General features: G+C 38.9%; 16 protein-coding genes, 1 pseudogene and 1 other annotated feature. Of the genes and pseudogenes, 1 reads left to right on the top strand and 16 read right to left on the bottom strand.

Annotation, left to right across the window (positions count from 1 at the left end):
- Window positions 1-104 precede the first annotated feature (104 nt).
- The 11 genes and pseudogenes from BR87_RS08650 to BR87_RS08605 all read right to left on the bottom strand — a co-directional run bounded on the left by BR87_RS08650 (window position 105) and on the right by BR87_RS08605 (window position 10,244).
- Entirely contained in the window at window positions 105-629 is a 525-nt protein-coding gene (locus BR87_RS08650) for an NYN domain-containing protein (protein ID WP_035031029.1), read from the bottom strand.
- 35 nt (window positions 630-664) lie between these two features.
- Complete coding sequence (rlmB, locus tag BR87_RS08645) at window positions 665-1,516, bottom strand: 23S rRNA (guanosine(2251)-2'-O)-methyltransferase RlmB (protein ID WP_084683595.1); 852 nt, start codon at window positions 1,514-1,516, stop codon at window positions 665-667.
- Complete coding sequence (locus tag BR87_RS08640; RefSeq protein WP_051929765.1) at window positions 1,503-1,958, bottom strand: Mini-ribonuclease 3; 456 nt, start codon at window positions 1,956-1,958, stop codon at window positions 1,503-1,505. The genes rlmB and BR87_RS08640 overlap by 14 nt, the downstream gene beginning before the upstream one ends.
- Complete coding sequence (gene cysS / locus BR87_RS08635; RefSeq protein ID WP_035031026.1) at window positions 1,921-3,327, bottom strand: cysteine--tRNA ligase; 1,407 nt, start codon at window positions 3,325-3,327, stop codon at window positions 1,921-1,923. Before cysS ends, BR87_RS08640 begins: the two co-directional genes overlap by 38 nt.
- Before the next feature lie 54 nt (window positions 3,328-3,381).
- Entirely contained in the window at window positions 3,382-3,894 is a 513-nt protein-coding gene (epsC, locus tag BR87_RS08630; RefSeq protein WP_035031023.1) for a serine O-acetyltransferase EpsC, read from the bottom strand.
- A 75-nt stretch (window positions 3,895-3,969) separates the two neighbouring features.
- Window positions 3,970-4,197 (bottom strand) — a binding site (T-box leader).
- A 25-nt stretch (window positions 4,198-4,222) separates the two neighbouring features.
- Window positions 4,223-5,692: a glutamate--tRNA ligase gene (gene gltX, locus BR87_RS08625; protein ID WP_035031020.1), complete on the bottom strand. Its 1,470-nt coding sequence runs from the start codon at window positions 5,690-5,692 to the stop codon at window positions 4,223-4,225.
- 16 nt (window positions 5,693-5,708) lie between these two features.
- Window positions 5,709-6,191: a 2-C-methyl-D-erythritol 2,4-cyclodiphosphate synthase gene (gene ispF, locus BR87_RS13245; RefSeq protein ID WP_211249998.1), complete on the bottom strand. Its 483-nt coding sequence runs from the start codon at window positions 6,189-6,191 to the stop codon at window positions 5,709-5,711.
- A gap of 51 nt (window positions 6,192-6,242) precedes the next feature.
- A pseudogene (gene ispD / locus BR87_RS13240) lies at window positions 6,243-6,917 on the bottom strand (2-C-methyl-D-erythritol 4-phosphate cytidylyltransferase); the annotation flags it as partial.
- A gap of 10 nt (window positions 6,918-6,927) precedes the next feature.
- Window positions 6,928-8,037 carry a PIN/TRAM domain-containing protein gene (locus tag BR87_RS08615; RefSeq protein WP_035031016.1) on the bottom strand — a complete coding sequence of 370 codons (1,110 nt, stop codon included), beginning with the start codon at window positions 8,035-8,037 and terminating at the stop codon, window positions 6,928-6,930.
- 63 nt (window positions 8,038-8,100) lie between these two features.
- On the bottom strand, window positions 8,101-9,474 hold the full coding sequence (gene radA / locus BR87_RS08610; protein ID WP_035031014.1) for a DNA repair protein RadA: 1,374 nt from the start codon (window positions 9,472-9,474) through the stop codon (window positions 8,101-8,103).
- Between the two features lie 233 nt (window positions 9,475-9,707).
- Window positions 9,708-10,244 (bottom strand): dCTP deaminase/dUTPase family protein, encoded by a 537-nt coding sequence (locus BR87_RS08605; protein ID WP_035031012.1) that lies wholly within the window; start codon window positions 10,242-10,244, stop codon window positions 9,708-9,710.
- Window positions 10,245-10,543: 299 nt separating this feature from the next.
- Between BR87_RS08605 and BR87_RS08595 the strand changes: the two genes are divergently transcribed.
- On the top strand, window positions 10,544-11,647 hold the full coding sequence (locus BR87_RS08595; protein ID WP_035031008.1) for an ABC transporter ATP-binding protein: 1,104 nt from the start codon (window positions 10,544-10,546) through the stop codon (window positions 11,645-11,647).
- 173 nt (window positions 11,648-11,820) lie between these two features.
- On the opposite strand, the gene BR87_RS13055 is transcribed toward BR87_RS08595, so the two are convergent.
- The 5 genes from BR87_RS13055 to BR87_RS08570 form a co-directional block, all read right to left on the bottom strand.
- Window positions 11,821-12,999, bottom strand: a complete 1,179-nt coding sequence (locus BR87_RS13055; protein WP_084683569.1) for an IS110 family RNA-guided transposase — start codon at window positions 12,997-12,999, stop codon at window positions 11,821-11,823.
- A 375-nt stretch (window positions 13,000-13,374) separates the two neighbouring features.
- Entirely contained in the window at window positions 13,375-14,784 is a 1,410-nt protein-coding gene (locus tag BR87_RS08585) for an ISLre2 family transposase (protein WP_035027845.1), read from the bottom strand.
- A gap of 190 nt (window positions 14,785-14,974) precedes the next feature.
- The gene (locus tag BR87_RS08580) at window positions 14,975-15,535 is read right to left on the bottom strand and encodes a sugar O-acetyltransferase (protein ID WP_035031005.1); all 561 of its coding nucleotides are present in this window, start codon (window positions 15,533-15,535) and stop codon (window positions 14,975-14,977) included.
- 92 nt (window positions 15,536-15,627) lie between these two features.
- Window positions 15,628-17,175 carry a gluconokinase gene (gene gntK, locus BR87_RS08575; protein ID WP_051929763.1) on the bottom strand — a complete coding sequence of 516 codons (1,548 nt, stop codon included), beginning with the start codon at window positions 17,173-17,175 and terminating at the stop codon, window positions 15,628-15,630.
- A gap of 136 nt (window positions 17,176-17,311) precedes the next feature.
- Window positions 17,312-18,676, bottom strand: a complete 1,365-nt coding sequence (locus BR87_RS08570) for a L,D-transpeptidase family protein (protein ID WP_035031002.1) — start codon at window positions 18,674-18,676, stop codon at window positions 17,312-17,314.
- Between the last annotated feature and the right edge of the window lie 219 nt (window positions 18,677-18,895).

The following is an 18,895-nucleotide window of genomic DNA, read 5'->3' as shown; positions in this document are numbered from 1 at the left end:
CTGCTCCTCCTTTAGATCGTCTACTTTTAAAGCTAAAAAAATAACAAACATTATGTTTTCGGGTCTACTATTCTCGAAAGTTTCTAAAAACAAGTTGTTCTAGTTTATTCTTTTGTTAAGTCATCTCTCAACTTTTCAAGCTTATCTAATTGGAGGCGGTTCCATGGAGAATTACGGCGGTAATTTTGAAAGCGGTAATCTTTTGCATCGGCTTCAATGGATTTTTTAGCTAACTGTAAATCTTTATATAATTCATTAGCAGATTTTCTTAACGCGCCTTTTTGAAAAACTAACCATTGTTCCGCAAGATCACTCGTTGCAACTGTTACTTGCGTAATCAGTAAATTTTCTTCTCCGATCATTCGTTCAATATAACTATCCGCTGTTTCTCCTTCTTTTGTGAAAACAACTGACAAATTATACTTTTTATAGGATTTTTGAATGCCCGGGACAAGTTGGGCATCAAATATCACACGAATTTCAATGTCTTCATACTGCTGGTAATTTGCTAATTCGTGCAGCAACAAATCACGTGCATCATTCATTTCATCTTTGTTTTTTAATCTCACTAGCTCTGGCCACGAACCTATCATATTATACCCATCAATAATTAACAATTCTTTTTTCATAATATTTTAGCCCCCTTTCCTCATCCAATTTTCATTTAACTTTTATGCCGTCCGCGGTAGACCTCATACATCAAAAGACTGGCAGCAACACTTGCGTTTAAACTTTGTACATGTCCAGTCATCGGAATAGTCAGCATCCCATCCATTTGTTCTTTGACTAGTCGGGTAATCCCTTTTCCTTCATTACCGATCACTAAACCGATTGGGATACTGGTTTCCCACTCACGGTAATCTTGCCCGGCCATATCTGTCCCATATAGCCATACACCGCGTTCTTTCAGCTCATTGATCGTTTGTGTTAAATTCGTTACCCGTGCTACTGGTACATGCTCAATAGCTCCTGTAGAGGCTTTTGCTACAGTAGCCGTCAGTCCAACCGCACGTCGTTTTGGAATAATGATCCCATGCGCTCCACTGGCATCAGCTGTCCGCATAATCGAACCAAGGTTATGAGGATCTTCCACTCCATCCAAAATAATAAAAAATGGTGCTTCATTTTTTTCGGCAGCTGCAGCAAATAAATCATCAATCGTTGCATACTGAAAAGCAGCCGCTGCAATCACTACGCCTTGATGCGTTATGCCGTCAACTAGTTGATCCAACTTCGCTTTAGGGACAAATGAAACTTGAATACTGCGTTTTTTAGCCAATTGTTGAATGTCATTCATCTTAGAGCCGCTTAGACCTTCTTGAATAAAGATCTTATTGATATCACGGTCTGATTTTAAAACCTCAATAGCCGGCAAGCGACCAGCAATTAAATCGCGTTCCTCTTCTTCCACCGTTTCAACCGGTTTTCTTGGGCTGGTTTTCGGCTTTTCTTGATTAGACGAACGACGTGTTTGCTTCGAATTGCGTTTATGAAAGGTATTTTTATCTTTTGGCATGTTGCACCTCCACTTTATGAATACACCAGCTGATCACTGCTTCCAGCCGTTCCGTTTGTCTAGACAAATGTAAGTAACCCATTAAGGCTTCAAAGCCAGTTGACGTACGATACGTCACGATATCCGCGTTTTTAGCAGATGTATGACTTTTCGCATTTCGGCCGCGCTTGTACATGGTCACTTCTTCTTCCGTTAAAAAATTTTCTTCTTCCAGCATCTCATGCATCAAACTGCTTTGTGCTTTTGCTGAAACATACTTTGTTGCTGTTTTGTGCAACTGATTTGGACGTGTGTAACCAATCTGCACTAAGTGTTCGCGAATGTAAATTTCATAAATCGCATCGCCTACGTAAGCCAATGCCAGTCCATTTAAAAGAGACCAATCTTTTTCTGCTGTCTCTTTGTTACTTTCTTCTCCATCTGGTTCCTTGTGGGGTATCATCTAAAATAATTCCTTCCCTTTTTAGTAAATCACGGATCTCATCGCTTCGTTGGAAATCTTTATTTGCGCGAGCAGCCGTACGTTCTTCAATCAAGGCTTCAATTTTATCATCCAATAAGGTATCTTGTTCAAATGTAATCCCAAAAATACTCATCAGTTCTTGGTATTGTGCCAGCATAGCTTTTAAAACAACGGCTGATACTTCTTGTTGTTCGCTATAAATGTTCATTGCCTTAGCCATCTCATAAATCACCGTGATGCCGTTAGCTGCATTAAAATCATCATCCATCTCATTGATAAAATGATTTTTAAATTCAACCAGTTGGTCTAAATACTGTTGGTCCTCCGAAGTCTGTTCCACAGCATCGGTCAACCGGTAAGAAGTGTTATCAAAAGCTGTTTTCAATCTATTTAGATTGACACGTGCTTCTTCGATCGTTGTATCATTGTAACTGATTGGACGCCGATATTGGGTTGTAGCCATAAAGAAGCGCAAAATTTGCGGATCCATTTGTTTGATCATGTCATGGACCAAAACAAAATTTCCCAATGATTTACTCATTTTTTCATTCTCCATGGTCACAAAACCATTGTGCATCCAATAATTGGCAAATGGATGGCCAGTTTTAGCTTCGCTTTGAGCAATTTCGTTTTCATGATGCGGGAAAGTTAAATCTTGTCCTCCTGCATGAATATCAATGGTATCGCCTAAATACTTAGTGGCCATAACGGAACATTCAATATGCCAACCAGGACGTCCGGCACCCCATGGAGCTTCCCAGCTGATTTCACCTGGTTTAGCAGCTTTCCATAAAGCGAAATCTAATGGATCTTCTTTTTTCTCGTTCTCGCTTGCTTCTGTTCGGTTGCTTGCTCCAACTTCTAACTCATCAAGCGAGATTCCGCTTAATTGCCCGTACTTTTTAAATTTACGTGTCCGATAATAGACGTCTCCAGCTACAGCATAAGCGTAGCCTTTTTCGATCAAAACCGTTATAAAGTCAATAATTTCTGGAATATTATCCATTACACGCGGATTAACTGTTGCTTTTTCTACCCCTAATGCCATTGTATCGTCATAATAAGCTTGAATAAATCGTTCAGCTACTTCCGGTGCAGTCAGTTCTAATTCTTTAGCAGCTTTAATGATTTTATCGTCAACATCCGTAAAATTAGAAACAAAGTCTACTTGATAACCACGGTATTCTAAATAACGGCGAACTGTATCAAAAGCCACGGTGCTCCGAGCATTTCCGATATGAATGTAATTATACACTGTCGGACCGCAAACATACATCTTTACTTTGCCTGCTTCCAGTGGTGTAAATAGTTCTTTTGCTCTTGTTAGTGTATTGTATATTTTCAACATTTTTCACTTCTCCTTTACTCATTCCTTAAATGAAGGCGGATCAATTGAAGCGACCTACTTCTTTTTCACTACTTTAGCAGGAATTCCAACTGCCGTCACATTAGCTGGGATAGATTCCAATACAACTGCTGAAGCTCCTATTTTAGCATGATCCCCAATAGTGATCGGCCCAATTACTTGAACGTGTGCCGACAATAAGACATTATTGCCAATAGTCGGATGCCGTTTCCCTTTATCTTTGCCTGTACCGCCTAACGTTACACCATGGAACATCAAAACATCCTCCCCAATGACCGCCGTTTCGCCTATTACAACACCCATTCCATGGTCGATCATAAATCTTCTGCCGATAACAGCTCCTGGGTGGATTTCAATTCCCGTTATAAATCTTGAAAAATTAGCGATGATCCGAGCAAGCAAATACAATTTTCGTTTATAAAGCTGATGCGCTATGCGATGCAATAAAATCGCATAAAAACTTGGGTAAGTTAAGATGATTTCAAGTGTGCTTTTAACAGAAGAATCGTTCTTTTTAATGGTTTGGATATCTTCTTTTATTCTGTACACTTTCCTCCCCCGCTTCCTTCAGGAAAAATAATACTTACTGATTTATTGAAATGCAAAACAGCGCCTTTTATTTGCATAAAAGACGCTGTTCACGTGGTTCCACTTTGCTTTATAGCTAAAAGTGTTTGTTATCCTATCTCCAGCTATCTTGGACACTATAACGGCTGTTAGCCGATAGGCACCTACTTATTTTCAGTACCCTAACTCAGAGAGGCACTTCACTCGAACAGACCATCTGCTTCCACCGCTACAGACTCTCTTTGGATCCTATTTCAAGCTACTCTTTCTCGTCACTGTTTTTATGCTATTCAATTAAGTCATTTATATTTTATAAATGAGCAATCGCTGTTTGCAAATGCGCTTTGGCTTTTTCACGACCTAATAATTCAATGGTTTCGCCCAATTCAGGACCATGTGTTTGTCCAGTAACTGCTACACGAATCGGCATAAAGAGATTTTTACCTTTAATACCTGTTTCTTTTTGCACAGTTTTGATTCCAGCTTTGATACTAGCAACATCAAAGGTTTCTAATTCACTTAGAACTTTATCGAAGGCTTTAAGGACTTCAGGAACCGTTTCTCCTGCTAATACTTCTTTGGCTGCTTCATCCAAATCCGGTGTTTCAGTAAAGAACAAACTGGCTAATCCAACGATCTCAGCTCCATAACTCATTTGTTCATGGTACAAACCGACTACTTTTTGGATCCATTCTTTTTTTTCTTCAGATAAATCTGCTTCAATGTACCCTGCTTTGACTAAATGCGGCACTGCAAGAGCTGTCACTATTTCAAGATCCGTTTGTTTCATATACTGGTTGTTGATCCAGTCCAATTTTTTAGGGTCAAAAGCAGCTGGAGATTTACTTAGGCGATCAGGGTCAAACATCTTAATAAAACTTGCTTGATCAAAAATTTCTTCTTCTCCGACTGGCGACCAGCCTAATAAGGCAATAAAATTGAACATGGCTTCTGGTAAATAACCTAAGTCGCGGTATTGTTCAATAAATTGAAGAATACTTTCATCACGCTTACTTAACTTTTTACCTGTTTCACTATTGATGATCAACGTCATATGGCCAAATTGCGGTGCTTTCCAGCCAAAAGCTTCATAAATCATCAATTGCTTCGGCGTATTAGCAATATGATCATCCCCACGTAAAACATGCGTAATCTCCATATAATGGTCGTCAACTGCTACTGCAAAATTATATGTAGGCATGCCGTCACGCTTAACGATCACAAAGTCGCCTCCCACACTTGCTGCTTCAAACGTAATCGGGCCTTTTACCATATCTTCAAAACTATACGTATTTTCTGACGAAACCCGGAAACGAATGACCGGTTCAATCCCTGAAGCTTCTTTTTCTTGTTGTTCTTTAGGAGTCAAATGCGAGCATTTTCCGCTATAGTGAGGCATTTCTCCACGAGCTCTTTGTGCATCCCGTTCAGCTTCTAATTCTTCTTCAGAACAATAACATTTATAAGCGCGGTTGCTCAATAACAACTGCTCTACTAATGGATCATAGATTGCCCGTCTTTCGGATTGACGGTAAGGACCGTATTCTCCTGGGTTATCCGGACTTTCATCCCAATCCATTCCCAACCATTTTAAGTTTTCTAATTGGCTCTTTTCACCATTTTCAATGTTTCTTTTTTGATCGGTATCTTCAATTCTAACAATAAATTGTCCATCATTATGACGGGCAAACAGATAATTGAATAACGCTGTCCGGGCATTTCCAATGTGCAAATGTCCTGTTGGGCTTGGTGCGTAGCGTACGCGAACTTTTTTTGTCATAGTTCTTTCCTCATTCCTACATTTTATTTTTTTCTAATAAACAAATGGCCATTGCTGCGATACCTTCTTGGCGACCGACAAACCCCATTTTTTCAGATGTCGTCGCTTTTACGTTAACACGTTCTATACCTATTTGACAATCATATGCTAAGTTTTTTTTCATTTCTGCTAAATAAGGTTGCATTTTAGGCTTTTCGGCCAAAATCGTTGCATCAATATTGCCGATTTTAAAATCTGCCGCTGTTAATTCCTGACACACTTTTCGTAACAGCACTCTTGAATCGGCATCTTTAAACGCTGGGTCATCATCTGGGAAAAAATGGCCAATATCGCCTTTTCCAGCTGCGCCAAGCAGTGCATCGATCACAGCATGTAGTAAAACATCGGCATCTGAATGGCCTAATAACCCCCATTCAAAAGGCAAGGTTACACCGCCGATAATACAAGGACGCTCCTGAACCAGTTGATGTACATCATATCCTTGTCCAATTCTTAGCATAATCGTCTCTTCCTGTTCTTTTAATTGTTCTCTTTGCTGCTGTTTTAATATCGCTTCTCCTGTGATCAAATCGCCTGGAGTGGTGATTTTGATATTATCATAACTTCCTTCAACAATCGTCACTGTTTCTCCTAAGCGTTCAACCAATGAAGCATCATCCGTACCTAAAAAGCCTTCATCTTGCGCCTTTTGATGGGCTTTAAGAATCAGCGGACTACTAAATGCTTGAGGGGTTTGAACTTGCCAGAGTGCAGGACGAGGCAAAGTTTCCATTATTTTTTCTTGCTGCACCATTTTAATCGTATCTTTAACCGGTACTCCTAAAATGGCCGCATTCGTCTTACGAGCTTTTTCGTTCAATCGTTCAATCGTATACCGTTCAATGAAAGGACGGGCGCCATCGTGAATCAGGACAAAACCGGTAGGCTGCTGCAATTTTTGCAACCCGCAATAGACACTGTCTTGCCTTTCCAGTCCGCCCTTGACGAACGTGATCGGAATAGTTGCTTTTGGTACTTCTGCTTGAATCCATTTTTTTAATAAGGGAATCTCAGCTTTTTTTGCTACCACAATCATATGCCGGCAATTAGGGTCACTTAAAAAAGTGAGCAAAGGATAAGCAATCAACGGCTTATTCAAGAGCGGCAATAGAATTTTATTTTTTGAAGTCCCCATGCGCGTCCCCTGACCGGCTGCTAATAAAATCAGCTCATAGTCTCTGTTCATCAAAAGGCTCCTATTCTTTTTCTTTGATTCCTTTTTGAGAATGCACGGGTTTTGCAAAAATCATCCGGCCAGCTGCCGTTTGCAGAGCACTGGTGACCACAACTTCAATGGTTTTGTTCATAAAGTATTGACCGTCTTCCACTACGATCATCGTGCCATCATCCAAATAAGCTACTCCTTGATTGCGTTCCGTTCCTACTTTGACGACCATCACTGTCATATTTTCGCCCGGAATCACCACTGGTTTAACGGCATTAGCCAGCTCATTGATATTCAATACAGGTACATTTTGAAACTCGCTGACTTTATTTAAGTTGTAATCATTTGTAACCACGACGCCATCCAACAACTTGGCTAATTTGATCAATTTAGAATCGACTTCTGAAATGTCTTCAAAATCTCCATCATACATTTCTACATCCATATCATTTTCTTTTTGCAAAGAATTTAGAATATCTAGTCCGCGGCGACCACGGACCCGCTTAAGACTATCGGAAGAATCGGCAATATATTGCAATTCTTGTAAAACAAAATTAGGAATCAATAAGACCCCTTCGATAAAGCCCGTTTTAGCAATATCGTAAATTCGTCCATCAATAATGACACTTGTATCTAAGATTTTATATTTTCTAAATGTTTCATCTGCTCTTCTTTCAAGCACTTTGTTGTCTTCGTCTGTATTTTTTTTAGCTTTTGTTTGAAACATTTTACGCCATTCTTCACGTCTAGTCGTTCCGATTCGGAAACCTAAATAAGCGAAGACGACCATAATAATAATAGGCAAAACATTGCTGATCACCGGCAAAGACAAGCCAATCAAAAACAAACTGCCCAGCCACGCTAAGACCATTCCGATAATGGTTCCGATACTGCCAAATAATAAATAGGTGACACTTTGTTGACTCAATAAAAGCTCGATTTTTTTAATACCTTGTTCAATGTACTTTGTGCTTGGAAGTGAAAGAAATAAAAATATAATTGCGCCGATTAAAATATTCACAAAGCCATTGTTCATAAATTGATTTGATACATGGAAAAGATTCCATACCATTGGCAATAAACTAGCTCCAATGCTGCCGCCAATCAGTAAGAAGATTCCAGTAATAATTTTTTTGGCCAAAATAATCCTCCTTTTGTTAGAGTGTGTTTTAGTAAAAAACACACTCTATATTTTTTCTTATTTCTATTCTGTAAAAGCTTTACGAATACTGTCCGTAATCGTGGATACGCCAATAATTTCGACACCTTCTGGAAAAGTCCAGCCGCCGATATTGTTTTTAGGAACAAACAAACGCGTAAATCCTAATTTAGCTGCTTCGTGAACCCGCTGTTCGATTCGGCTCACACGACGTATTTCTCCTGTTAAGCCTATTTCACCAATAAAACAATCACGCGGACGTGTTTCCTTCTCTTGGTAGCTAGAAGTGATGCTCATCGCAATAGCTAAATCAATAGCCGGTTCGTCCAATTTCACGCCGCCTGCTGCTTTTAAATAAGCATCTTGGTTTTGCAATAAAGACCCGGCGCGTTTTTCCAACACTGCCATAATCAAAGAAACTCTATTGTGGTCTAATCCGCTGACCGTTCGTTTTGCATTACCAAAGACAGTTGGTGTGATAAGAGACTGGATTTCAACTAGAATCGGTCTCGTACCTTCCATTGCTGCAACAACGGCAGAGCCGGTTGCTCCAGCAAGTCGTTCTTCCAGAAACATTTCAGACGGATTGACGACTTCTTTTAAGCCGCCTTCACGCATCTCAAAAATACCAATTTCATTTGTTGAACCGAAACGGTTTTTAACTGCCCGTAAGATCCGGAAAGTATGGTGCCGATCTCCTTCAAAATAAAGAACGGTATCTACCATATGCTCCAACATTTTCGGACCGGCAATCGATCCTTCTTTTGTTACATGTCCAACAATAAAGATTGCAATATTATTTGTTTTAGCGATTTTCATTAAGTCAGCCGTGCTTTCCCGAACTTGGCTCACACTCCCTACCACACTGGTAATATCAGGTTGACTCATCGTTTGGATCGAATCAATCACTACGAAGTCCGGTTGAATTTCTTCAATCGTCTGACGAATAGCGGCCATATCCGTCTCCGGATAAATATAAAAATTATCTCCTTTGACTCCTAAACGGTTTGCGCTCATTTTTAATTGACTGGCACTTTCTTCTCCAGATACATACAACACTTTTCCGCCAGTATCATTTAATTGTGCTGAAACTTGTAACAGTAAGGTTGATTTTCCAATACCTGGATCGCCGCCGATCAAAACCAAAGATCCGGGTACTACGCCGCCGCCCAGTACACGATTTAATTCTGCTAACTTTGTTTTGACTCTAGGAATTTTAGTAACGGCCACTTCTTTGATGGTTTGTGCTTTAGCTGCTTTTCCAGACATACTTACACGGCTTCTGCGGTTGTTTTTATCGGCAATAACTTCTTCTTCCATTTGGTTCCATGCACCACAGTTTGGGCAACGTCCCATCCATTTCGGAGATTCGTATCCACAAGCTTGGCAGACAAACTTTGTTGCTACTTTTTTTGCCACCGATCGGACCTTCCTTTCTCATAATCTCCATTAATCGTACTTCTATTTTACCATAAAAAGTAAGATAATACGTTTGAAAACATCCAACTCGTCTTTTCAAAAGGCACTTACATTTATTTTTCTTACGCTATACTATACAATACGCCATCGAATAAATCTGGCTTTTTAAAAGAAGAAACCATGAAGATTTACTTCTGGTTTCCTCTTTTTTATTTCGTTTTCTCTTGTTTTGCTTATCGGCCGGATGAACCAAAACCGCCCATTCGATTCTTGCCAGAAGCTCTTTCATTGTCCGCTTTTAGAAAGGGCATAAAAATCCCTTGGCCGATTCGATCGCCTTTTTTGACGAGATGATCTTTGATACCATAATTAACAAATTGAAAATAGATGTGGCCTTCATTGGCTTCATTATTGTAATAATCTGCATCAATAATTCCCACTCCATTCGGCAGCAGCAATTGGTTTTTGATTGGGTTGCTTGAACGATTGGCTAACTGCAGATATTCATCTTCTCCCATATAGGCTTTAATACCGGTTGGTACCAAAGTTGATTTTAAGTGCTTCCGGTTCTCTTCAGGGAGCACACCTTCTGCTTGCTGCTCCGTTTCCAATTTTCTATTTTTAAACAATACCTTCCAAATAGAAGGTACAAGACAATCTTCTGCTGCTTCAAAGTCATAACCAGCTGCATGATTGGTTGCTCTGATCGGCAGTTGGATCGCTTTATCTTGATAAGCTGTCACAATTTCAAATCCACGTTTTTTCGTCATTCTTTAAACTACTCCTTATTCATTCACTTGATCAGTGTTCTGCTGCTTTCGTCCAGTTCTTTTTTTAAAGATCACTGTTTTACATTACTGCTAGTATAACAAAAATAGCATCGTATTACGATATCTTAACGGCTGTTTTCTTTGCTGGAATAGCTGATTGTGCTCTTTTATGTGCAAGCTGCACAAAAAAAGATTTAAAAACTTGTGCACTGCTACGTTTAAAAAAGATAACGGTTACATTATACTGATTATATTGACCCCTAACAATAGATAAAAAAAACAAAGGATAGGTGAAGAACATGGTAGAAATCGCTTTAAATAATATCCATAAAAAATATGAAAATAATGAAAACTATTCTGTTACTGATTTTAATTTAAAAATCAAAGATCGTGAGTTTATCGTTTTTGTAGGTCCTTCCGGTTGTGGTAAATCGACAACTTTACGAATGATTGCTGGTTTGGAAGACATTTCAGAAGGTGAACTATATATCGGCGATACATTAATGAATGACGTTGCTCCTAAAGACCGCGATATTGCCATGGTTTTCCAAAACTACGCTTTATATCCGCATATGACTGTATATGATAACATGGCTTTTGGTTTAAAATTGCGTAAATATAAAAAAGAAGAAATTAAACGCCGTGTAGAAGAAGCCGCAGAAATTTTAGGCTTAACAGAATACTTAAAACGTAAACCAGCTGCATTATCAGGTGGACAACGTCAACGGGTCGCATTAGGCCGGGCAATTGTTCGAGATGCTAAAGTTTTCTTGATGGATGAACCTTTATCTAACTTAGATGCTAAATTACGTGTAGCCATGCGGGCAGAAATTGCAAAACTGCATCAACGTCTAGAAACTACAACAATCTATGTAACCCATGACCAAACTGAAGCAATGACTATGGCGGATCGGATCGTTATCATGAAAGACGGCTTTGTCCAACAAATCGGATCACCTAAAGAAGTATATGATACTCCTGTAAATATGTTTGTTGCCGGCTTTATCGGTTCCCCTGCTATGAACTTCTTTAATGTAACGTTAAACGGCAATGTGATTACAAACGGAGCCGGTTTAAAACTAACTATTCCTGAAGGAAAAAGCAAGTTCTTAGCCAGCAAAGGTTACGACGGGAAAAAATTGATCTTTGGTATTCGTCCAGAAGATATCCATAGCGAGCAAATTGCTTTAGATACCAACCCTAATAGTGTAGTCCATGCTGAAGTTGTGGTTTCTGAGTTGCTGGGTGCTGAAACAATGTTGTATACACGTGTTGACGATACGGAATTTATTTCGAAAGTAGATGCGCGCGATTTCCATAAACCAGGTGAGTTCATTAACCTAGCTTTTGATCTTAACAAAGGTCATTTCTTTGATATTGACACAGAAGAAGTTTTACGTTAATTTAACCTTATTAAATTAAAATAAGTTGGAAAATACGATTAACATAAATAGACCGCAAGAAAAACAAGCCTTACACTTGTTTTCTTGCGGTCTTATTTTATTTGAAAAGAATTACCTTAAAAAAAGCAAAAAAAGACATACCATGCTATAATTAAGACAAGGAAATTTTTTAATTAATTGAGTGCTAGCTTCTGTTGCCGCAGACCTAGTGCTCTTTTTTCGTCATATGGTACTTTGTCATCTAAAATCTTATAAAGGATTCGTAGTAACTTGTGCCCACATGCCACAACTGCTTTTATTTTGGTTCCTTTGTTAGATACTCTGTGATATAACGATCGGAAAGCTGGATCACGTGACCTTCCGGCCATTCCACCACTAGTAATTAGGGCTGTTTTTAAATATTTATTACCTCTAGTTACTCTCGAAGATTTCTTCTTTCCTGCACTTTCATAAGAACCAGGTGAAAGTCCAGCCCATGAAGCTAAGTGGCTCACTGTCCTAAAGGCCTCTATACTTGGACCAATTTCTGCTAGGATAATCGCTGCACTATGTTGCTTCACACCAGGAATACTTTGGAGCAACTCATATTCCAGAGGAAAATGAGATAAAATATATTGTTCGATATCATGTTCTATTTTCTTGATTTTCTGAGTATAGAATTGATACTCATCTAACGAATCATCAAGCAATCGCCTATCTGTTAGAGATATTTTTCCATCCATTGCTTGAAGTATATCCTTGGAAGAAGCTTTCACTTTGCCATGTAAACAAGCTCCAACAGATTCAAGAGTTAAGACTTCACCATTTATAAATAATTGGAGCAAGGCTTGCCCAGTTTTTCCAAAGATATTACTTAAATAACCCGTCAACTTAATGTTAGATCGTTGAAGAATGTTGTGTAACTCATTCTTCGATTGGGTTCGTTTTTGAGTGTAGGATTGCCTACGGCGAGTCATTAGACGTAATTCCATAACTTCAGGTGCTGGAATATACGAGTTTTGAATTAAACCAACTCGTCCAAGTTGCGCAATCCATTCTGCATCCTTCATATCTGTTTTTCGACCAGGTACATTCTTAATATGTTCTGGATTTGCGAGAACCATATTTACATTTCCTTCGGAAAAGATATTAAACACCGGTACCCAATATTGTCCTGTACTTTCCATAAAAATATCAGTAACTTCATTTTCTTCTAACCATTCAAGTGCTTTCCGTAATTCACTAGTTCGAGTACCAAATATCTTATATGACTTTTTAGGTTTATTGGTGTCCAAAGGACCATCTAATATACAACATACAATTGTCTTCTGATGAACGTCGATTCCACAACATGTCTCAATCATAACTTCCATGATGAAAACCTCCATCAAATAATTTAGGAAACAGAACATTCTATAAAATATTGTAATTTTATTTTCACATTCTAAGATGTATTCGGCTTATCGCAAAAGATAAAATGTTCATCCAGTTTTTTATACAGGTTCGGCAAAACCCATTAAAGAATCGGATTAACGTTTCCTATGTTAATTATATGATACTCTCTCTTTTCTGTCATGGCTTAGATTGCGAAGGTTTGTGTCAAGTTTTTCTCGAGCGTCCTATTCCTTCACTAGTTTAGGCACTCTATTTTTGTACACCCATCAGCTACCGCACGGCTCCGCCGCTTGCTGGCCCATCTTTTGGAAGAACGTTCCTAAAACCAGGAACCTTCTCCCAAAAGACAGGAATTAACGAAAACTTTTAATTAATTGTCCTATTGCCGATGAACGAGAGGCATACAATGGAATGATCCCATTCTTTGCCCCGACTGACTGCCGTGTTTTCTCATGCAATAACGACGATAAACGAACCGTTTGGTTCAGCTTGCGTTGTTGTCTCGCACTTCTATTTTGTTGGTGAAGATAGTCTTCACGCAAGGTGTGATTGAACATCCCTTGTTTTACCTTTACCATAGCTTCGCAACCTTCTGCACTCCAATGCATTCCTCGCTTTTTCATGCGAAAAGAGATGTGTCGTTGATTCGACTCCATTGCGCCTAATCCTCTGGCGCCTTTCGGAGCCTGTTCTACTTTTTCGCGCCAATCGAAAATCCGATCCCAATTCCGTAAAACATAGGTTCTAAATGTATTCAGTTTTTCCACTGCTGCTGTTTCGTCTAACGTACTTTCATACGTATCCAGCCAAATAGTTAAATGATCTAAATCATGCGTCTTTAATGCTTGCTTGACCTGCTGTTTAAAAACGTTAGTTTTCACGCCAAATGCACGATTCAAGCCTTGGAAGACATGATAAGAGTCTAGCTGATTGAGAACGGGATAATTCGATTGAGAAAAAGCTTCTTGGAATCTATCTGCAGTATAGCCTTGTCCACCGTCACTATTGGTAATGACTTGGGCTTGTTGTAAGGCATAATGATTCGCTGTAAAGGCTTGAACCTCTGCCCAAAAACCAGCGGTTTTTTTAGTCGTCATAATGGCTTTAGGTTCCTTTAAGGAAACGCGTTTTCCGTTTTTATTCCAGCCTTCGTAAAGAATGGCATGACGAACTTCTAAGCTTTTTTTCTTTTCTGTTCCACGAACAAAAACGCCATCCGCTTCGGCATAGAAATAGTCCACTTTTTTCCCTTCTGGTAATTCAGCTGCTTCTTCTAGCTCCAATACGCTTTCTTCATCTTCACGTGCTTGTGCTGATCCAACGCGTTTAAGAAGACTGCCAACTGTTTGGTGGCTGATTGTGACAGCCGTCCATTCATTTAGCATAGTTGCAGTATCTCGATAAGTAGCTTTACTCGCCAACTCAGCCACTTTTACTTCTACTAATGGACTATGACGCTGATATTTTCGAATGCCTAACCACTCATCTAGTGGATAATGATTCTGATCCGTGTGATCTACCATTAAGGTACGATAGTACCGAACGGGACCGAAAATAAATTGGACCGTTTTCCAATCTTCTCGTTTCACTTTCCAACCTTCAAGTTGTTTCTCCTCTTTGATCACCTGATTGATATGAGTGAAGACATCTCCCACTAATTCAGAAAATACTTCATACATATAAACCTGAATAGCTTCTTCTGTCTCTATTAAATTGTTTGAATCCTTTATTATTTGGTAAACCTTTGATATAATCTTATTCATAAGAAGGCCTCTTTCAATTATGTATTTGCCGGTCAAGCATACATTTATGATAGAACGCCTTCTTTCTTTTTGCCAGTAAAAAATAATAATATCTCGAGAACTATTTTACACATACATTGCGAAGCAATCATATAGTTTTTTATTTGGTAATAGAATAAGATGAAATTTAGCTGATCGTTCAGCTTTTTTGCTAAATTTCCAACACTTTAATCACTCTAGCTGGGTTGCCGCCAATTACCACATTATCTGGAAACGATTTTGTCACAACTGCTCCAGCACCCACTACAACATTATCGCCTAATGTGACTCCTGGAATAATAATAGCTCCGCCGCCGACCCAGACATTATCTCCTAGCGTAATCGGCTTACCATATTCTATTGAGGTATTCCGTTTAATGGGATCAAGCGGATGGGTAGCTGTATAGAGCTGAACATTAGGGGCCAGCATACAGTTCTTTCCAATCGTAATGGGACAAATATCTAACAGCGTACAGTTAAAGTTCGCATAGAAATTTTCTCCAATATGTACATTGAACCCATAATCTACTATTAACCCTTGATTGATATGGAATTGTTCTCCGGTTGAACCAAACAACTTTTTCAATATCGTTTTAGCTTCTGGAGAATCTTCCTCTTTTGCTTGATGAAATGCTTTTAATTTTTCTTGCGCATATTTTCTCGCTTCGCGTAATTCCTGATTTGCTGCATCATACAGCTCCCCAGCAATCATTTTTTCTTTTTCTGTTTGCATACTCTGTTTCGACTCCTTTAATTAAATAATCCTCTTTCAATTATTTCCTGTCTTTTTCTTAAGAACGTATCTTTCATGATTCTTTTCTCTTTCTATCCTTTTAACTCATCTAGATTTTCTTGAAGTTCAGCTACTTGGTGGTATACCCCACTAAATGTTTGGCTCAATTGACGGTAAATCGGAAATAACTTAGCATACATCCTTGCCTCTGCTGCCTGCGGAATATACTGATGCTCTGTTCCAATCAGGTTAGCCACTTCGGAGACTTCTTGAAGGATACCCATACTTTTCAGTCCCATTACCGCTGCTCCTAAACAAGAGCTTTCAAAACTCTCTGGAAGCGTAAATGGACGACCAAAAATATCTGTCAGCATTTGGCGCCATACTAGTGATTGCGAAAATCCTCCTGTAGCAATGATTTTTTTGGGTTCTCCAGCTAGCTCGGTTAACGTACAAAAGACATCATAAAGATTAAAACAAATGCCTTCCAACACAGCCCGTAAAAAATGTTGCGGCTGATGCAGCATATTTATCCCAAAAAACGATCCACGTGCCTCTGCATCCCATAAAGGTGCACGCTCTCCATTTAGATAAGGATGGAAAAACAAACCGTTTGCTCCAGCTGGTACCGCAGCAATTTGCTCCATTATATAGTCATACGCGTTGCCGCCTGTTTGGCTGATCAATTGCTGTTCCATTGGGAAGTAATTATGGCTTGCCCAATTTAAAACAACCCCGCCATTATTAACTGCTCCTCCAATTACCCAGTGCTGTTCATCTAGCACATAACAAAAAGTCCGTCCTTTAGGATCCGTATAAGGTTGGTCTGTTACCATTCGAACAGCCCCGCTTGTTCCAATCGTAATAGCAGCCACGCCTGGTTCGACTGCTCCTACTCCTAAATTAGAAAGGCAACCATCATTTCCCCCTAACACAAAAGGGGTTTCGGGTAAGAGCCCCATCTGATCTGCATACTTTTGTGGTAATCCTACTAGTTTATCTGTCGGAGAAGCTAAAACAGACAATTGGTCTTCTATAATTCCCGCAGCTGCTAAAGCTGCTTCATCCCATTTGAAATGATGGATATTAAACAACCCTGTACTAGAAGCAATGGAATAATCTACTATATAATGACCAAATAATTGGTAAAAAATATATTCTTTTATTCCAATAAATTTCTTTGTTTGGCTAAAAGTAGTTGGCTGTTCTTCACGCAGCCAAATGATCTTGGCTAGCGGCGACATTGGATGGATCGGCGTTCCAGTACGATGATATATCTCCATTCCATTAGCTGCTTTTAATTGATTTGCCCATTTGGCAGACCGGTTATCTGCCCAAGTGATGCTTCTTGTCAAAGGTTGATCAGCGTAATCCATAGCAATTAAACTATGCATAGCACTGGCAAAGCTGACACATAAAATTTCTTTAGGTTCAACTGCTGTTTTATCCATCAACATACGGATACTCACGACAACGGCTTCAAATAGATCCTCTAAGTTCTGTTCAGCCATCGAAGGTGTTTCTTTTAGTAAGGGATAAGCCACATAAGCAGCATCTACGACTTCTCCATTCTGTCTAAACAGCACTGCCTTCGTACTGGTCGTTCCCATATCAATCCCAACACTGTATTGTTGCTTCAAAAAAAAGCCTCCTTCAAAATTTTTTAGTGTTATTTATTGCTGCTCTACTTCTCGCTTCTATCAAAAGAATAGCCTTTTAACAAAAAAAGCGCAACGAAAAGTTTATTTCGTTGCGCTTTTTTCTCTTCCTAATGAATCAATATACGATTACCGGCGTACCCGTTTCGATTTGATTGTAAATTTCCACCATTACTCCAGGAGGTGTATTGATACAACCGTGCGACCCTTTAGTTAAATGAGTATTTCCGCCATAAACGGTTTGCCAAGGAGAATCATGGATGCCCACACCGCTCCAATCAATTGGTAACCAGTGATCGACTGGTGTTGCATAATCTTCGCCTGTTAAAGTAGCATTGCGTTCTTTTTTCCAAACATAATAGATTCCCTTTGGAGTAGGCGTAGCAGGTTTTCCGGAAATAATATCCGTCTCTTTCGCAATTTTCCCATCTTTATAGAACCACATATGCTGTGCTTCTAAATCGACTTCAACGTAACTTTTGCCGAATTCATTTCCATCATCTGCGTAGCCAGAACCATTGTATCGAGGAGTACGTTCAATGTCTTCTCCTAATAAAATATCATTTGCTAAAGCTTCTGTTTCTCTTGCTACATCTAATGTCCAACCATATGTTCCAGCTGGAACCTTAATGACGCCTCTCTTAGACGTTTTAAAATCACGTGCTTTTTCATAGGTACTGTATTTATCACTCAACCCTTGCATATAAGTCGTGATTCCTTCTTTGTCTACTATCACGTCTCCTGTTTTATCAACATTGAGCCAGCTCATTAATGTTTCACGTGGCACAATTTCTTCTGATCCATAGATTTGATAAACAATGGATAAATCACTTAACTGTTTTAATTTAGAAAGATTGGCTTGTAACGTTTCATCATCAGCTAAAACTGTAGGAACAGCATAAGCTTCTTTCATATTGATTTTAGTTGTATCTTCTTGAACAGAATCCATGATTAAAGCTGCAACTTTATCTAAATCAAAACTATTTCCTTTTACTTCAGGCTGTATGGTAAAATCTTTTTCAGTTTTCTTTATGGTCGCATTAACTGGCAGTTTCCGTTCTTCTTGATCCAAAGATAATGTAGAGACAAATTTTTTCACTTCTTCTTGATTCAATGAGACACCTTCAAGAGCTACTTGCTTATCTCTTGAGCTGAATTGGTTTATTGGCCAAGACCAAGCTTGTTGTTTATTTAGTTGTTCTTTTAAAGTTTTAGTAAAGTCAGTTGCAACGCCAATATCTGTTCCTGTAAAAGAAAATAACTCTTTGTCATCTTCTACCGCCGTAAAAGTTCTTTCTTGGTAATGCTTTTGAAGCGCTTTGTTGGCTTCTTCTACTGACTTGTTTCCAATCGACACGCCGTCAGCAGTTGTTTTAGGCAGAAATTGATTCTGGTACTGCATGCTTTTAAAGATATAAAAGCCTCCCATTAAAATCAAAAAGATCCCTAATCCAATAAAAATTGATTTTTTCTTATTATTCATTTATCTTCATTCCTTCTTTGTTTATACATAAAAAACTTGAGTGACAAGAGCAACAACGCGTTAAATACATTTTATTAAAAAACAACAGGTATGACTATCTTTATTTTACCATGTTTTAGCAGCAATTAAAGAATTATCCGCTCATTTCTTCCTCTATTATAAGAAACTAATTGACTTCCCTTGGTTTTCAAAAAACAGATAATTAGTATTTCGTCCTAT

The sequence above is a fragment of the Carnobacterium mobile DSM 4848 genome (assembly GCF_000744825.1).
GTDB classification, from domain to species: domain Bacteria; phylum Bacillota; class Bacilli; order Lactobacillales; family Carnobacteriaceae; genus Carnobacterium_A; species Carnobacterium_A mobile.
The sequence above is the reverse complement of the archived record's forward strand: the minus strand, read 5'-3'. Positions and strand labels throughout refer to the sequence as shown.

Coding starts and splice junctions, on each gene's coding strand:
- BR87_RS08650 (WP_035031029.1), bottom strand. CDS start 629: ATGAAAAAAGAATTGTTAATTATTGATGGGTATAATATGATAGGTTCG.
- rlmB (WP_084683595.1), bottom strand. CDS start 1,516: ATGCCAAAAGATAAAAATACCTTTCATAAACGCAATTCGAAGCAAACA.
- BR87_RS08640 (WP_051929765.1), bottom strand. CDS start 1,958: ATGATACCCCACAAGGAACCAGATGGAGAAGAAAGTAACAAAGAGACA.
- cysS (WP_035031026.1), bottom strand. CDS start 3,327: ATGTTGAAAATATACAATACACTAACAAGAGCAAAAGAACTATTTACA.
- gltX (WP_035031020.1), bottom strand. CDS start 5,692: ATGACAAAAAAAGTTCGCGTACGCTACGCACCAAGCCCAACAGGACAT.
- ispF (WP_211249998.1), bottom strand. CDS start 6,191: ATGCTAAGAATTGGACAAGGATATGATGTACATCAACTGGTTCAGGAG.
- BR87_RS08605 (WP_035031012.1), bottom strand. CDS start 10,244: ATGACGAAAAAACGTGGATTTGAAATTGTGACAGCTTATCAAGATAAA.
- BR87_RS08595 (WP_035031008.1), top strand. CDS start 10,544: ATGGTAGAAATCGCTTTAAATAATATCCATAAAAAATATGAAAATAAT.
- BR87_RS13055 (WP_084683569.1), bottom strand. CDS start 12,999: ATGGAAGTTATGATTGAGACATGTTGTGGAATCGACGTTCATCAGAAG.
- BR87_RS08585 (WP_035027845.1), bottom strand. CDS start 14,784: ATGAATAAGATTATATCAAAGGTTTACCAAATAATAAAGGATTCAAAC.
- BR87_RS08580 (WP_035031005.1), bottom strand. CDS start 15,535: ATGCAAACAGAAAAAGAAAAAATGATTGCTGGGGAGCTGTATGATGCA.
- BR87_RS08570 (WP_035031002.1), bottom strand. CDS start 18,676: ATGAATAATAAGAAAAAATCAATTTTTATTGGATTAGGGATCTTTTTG.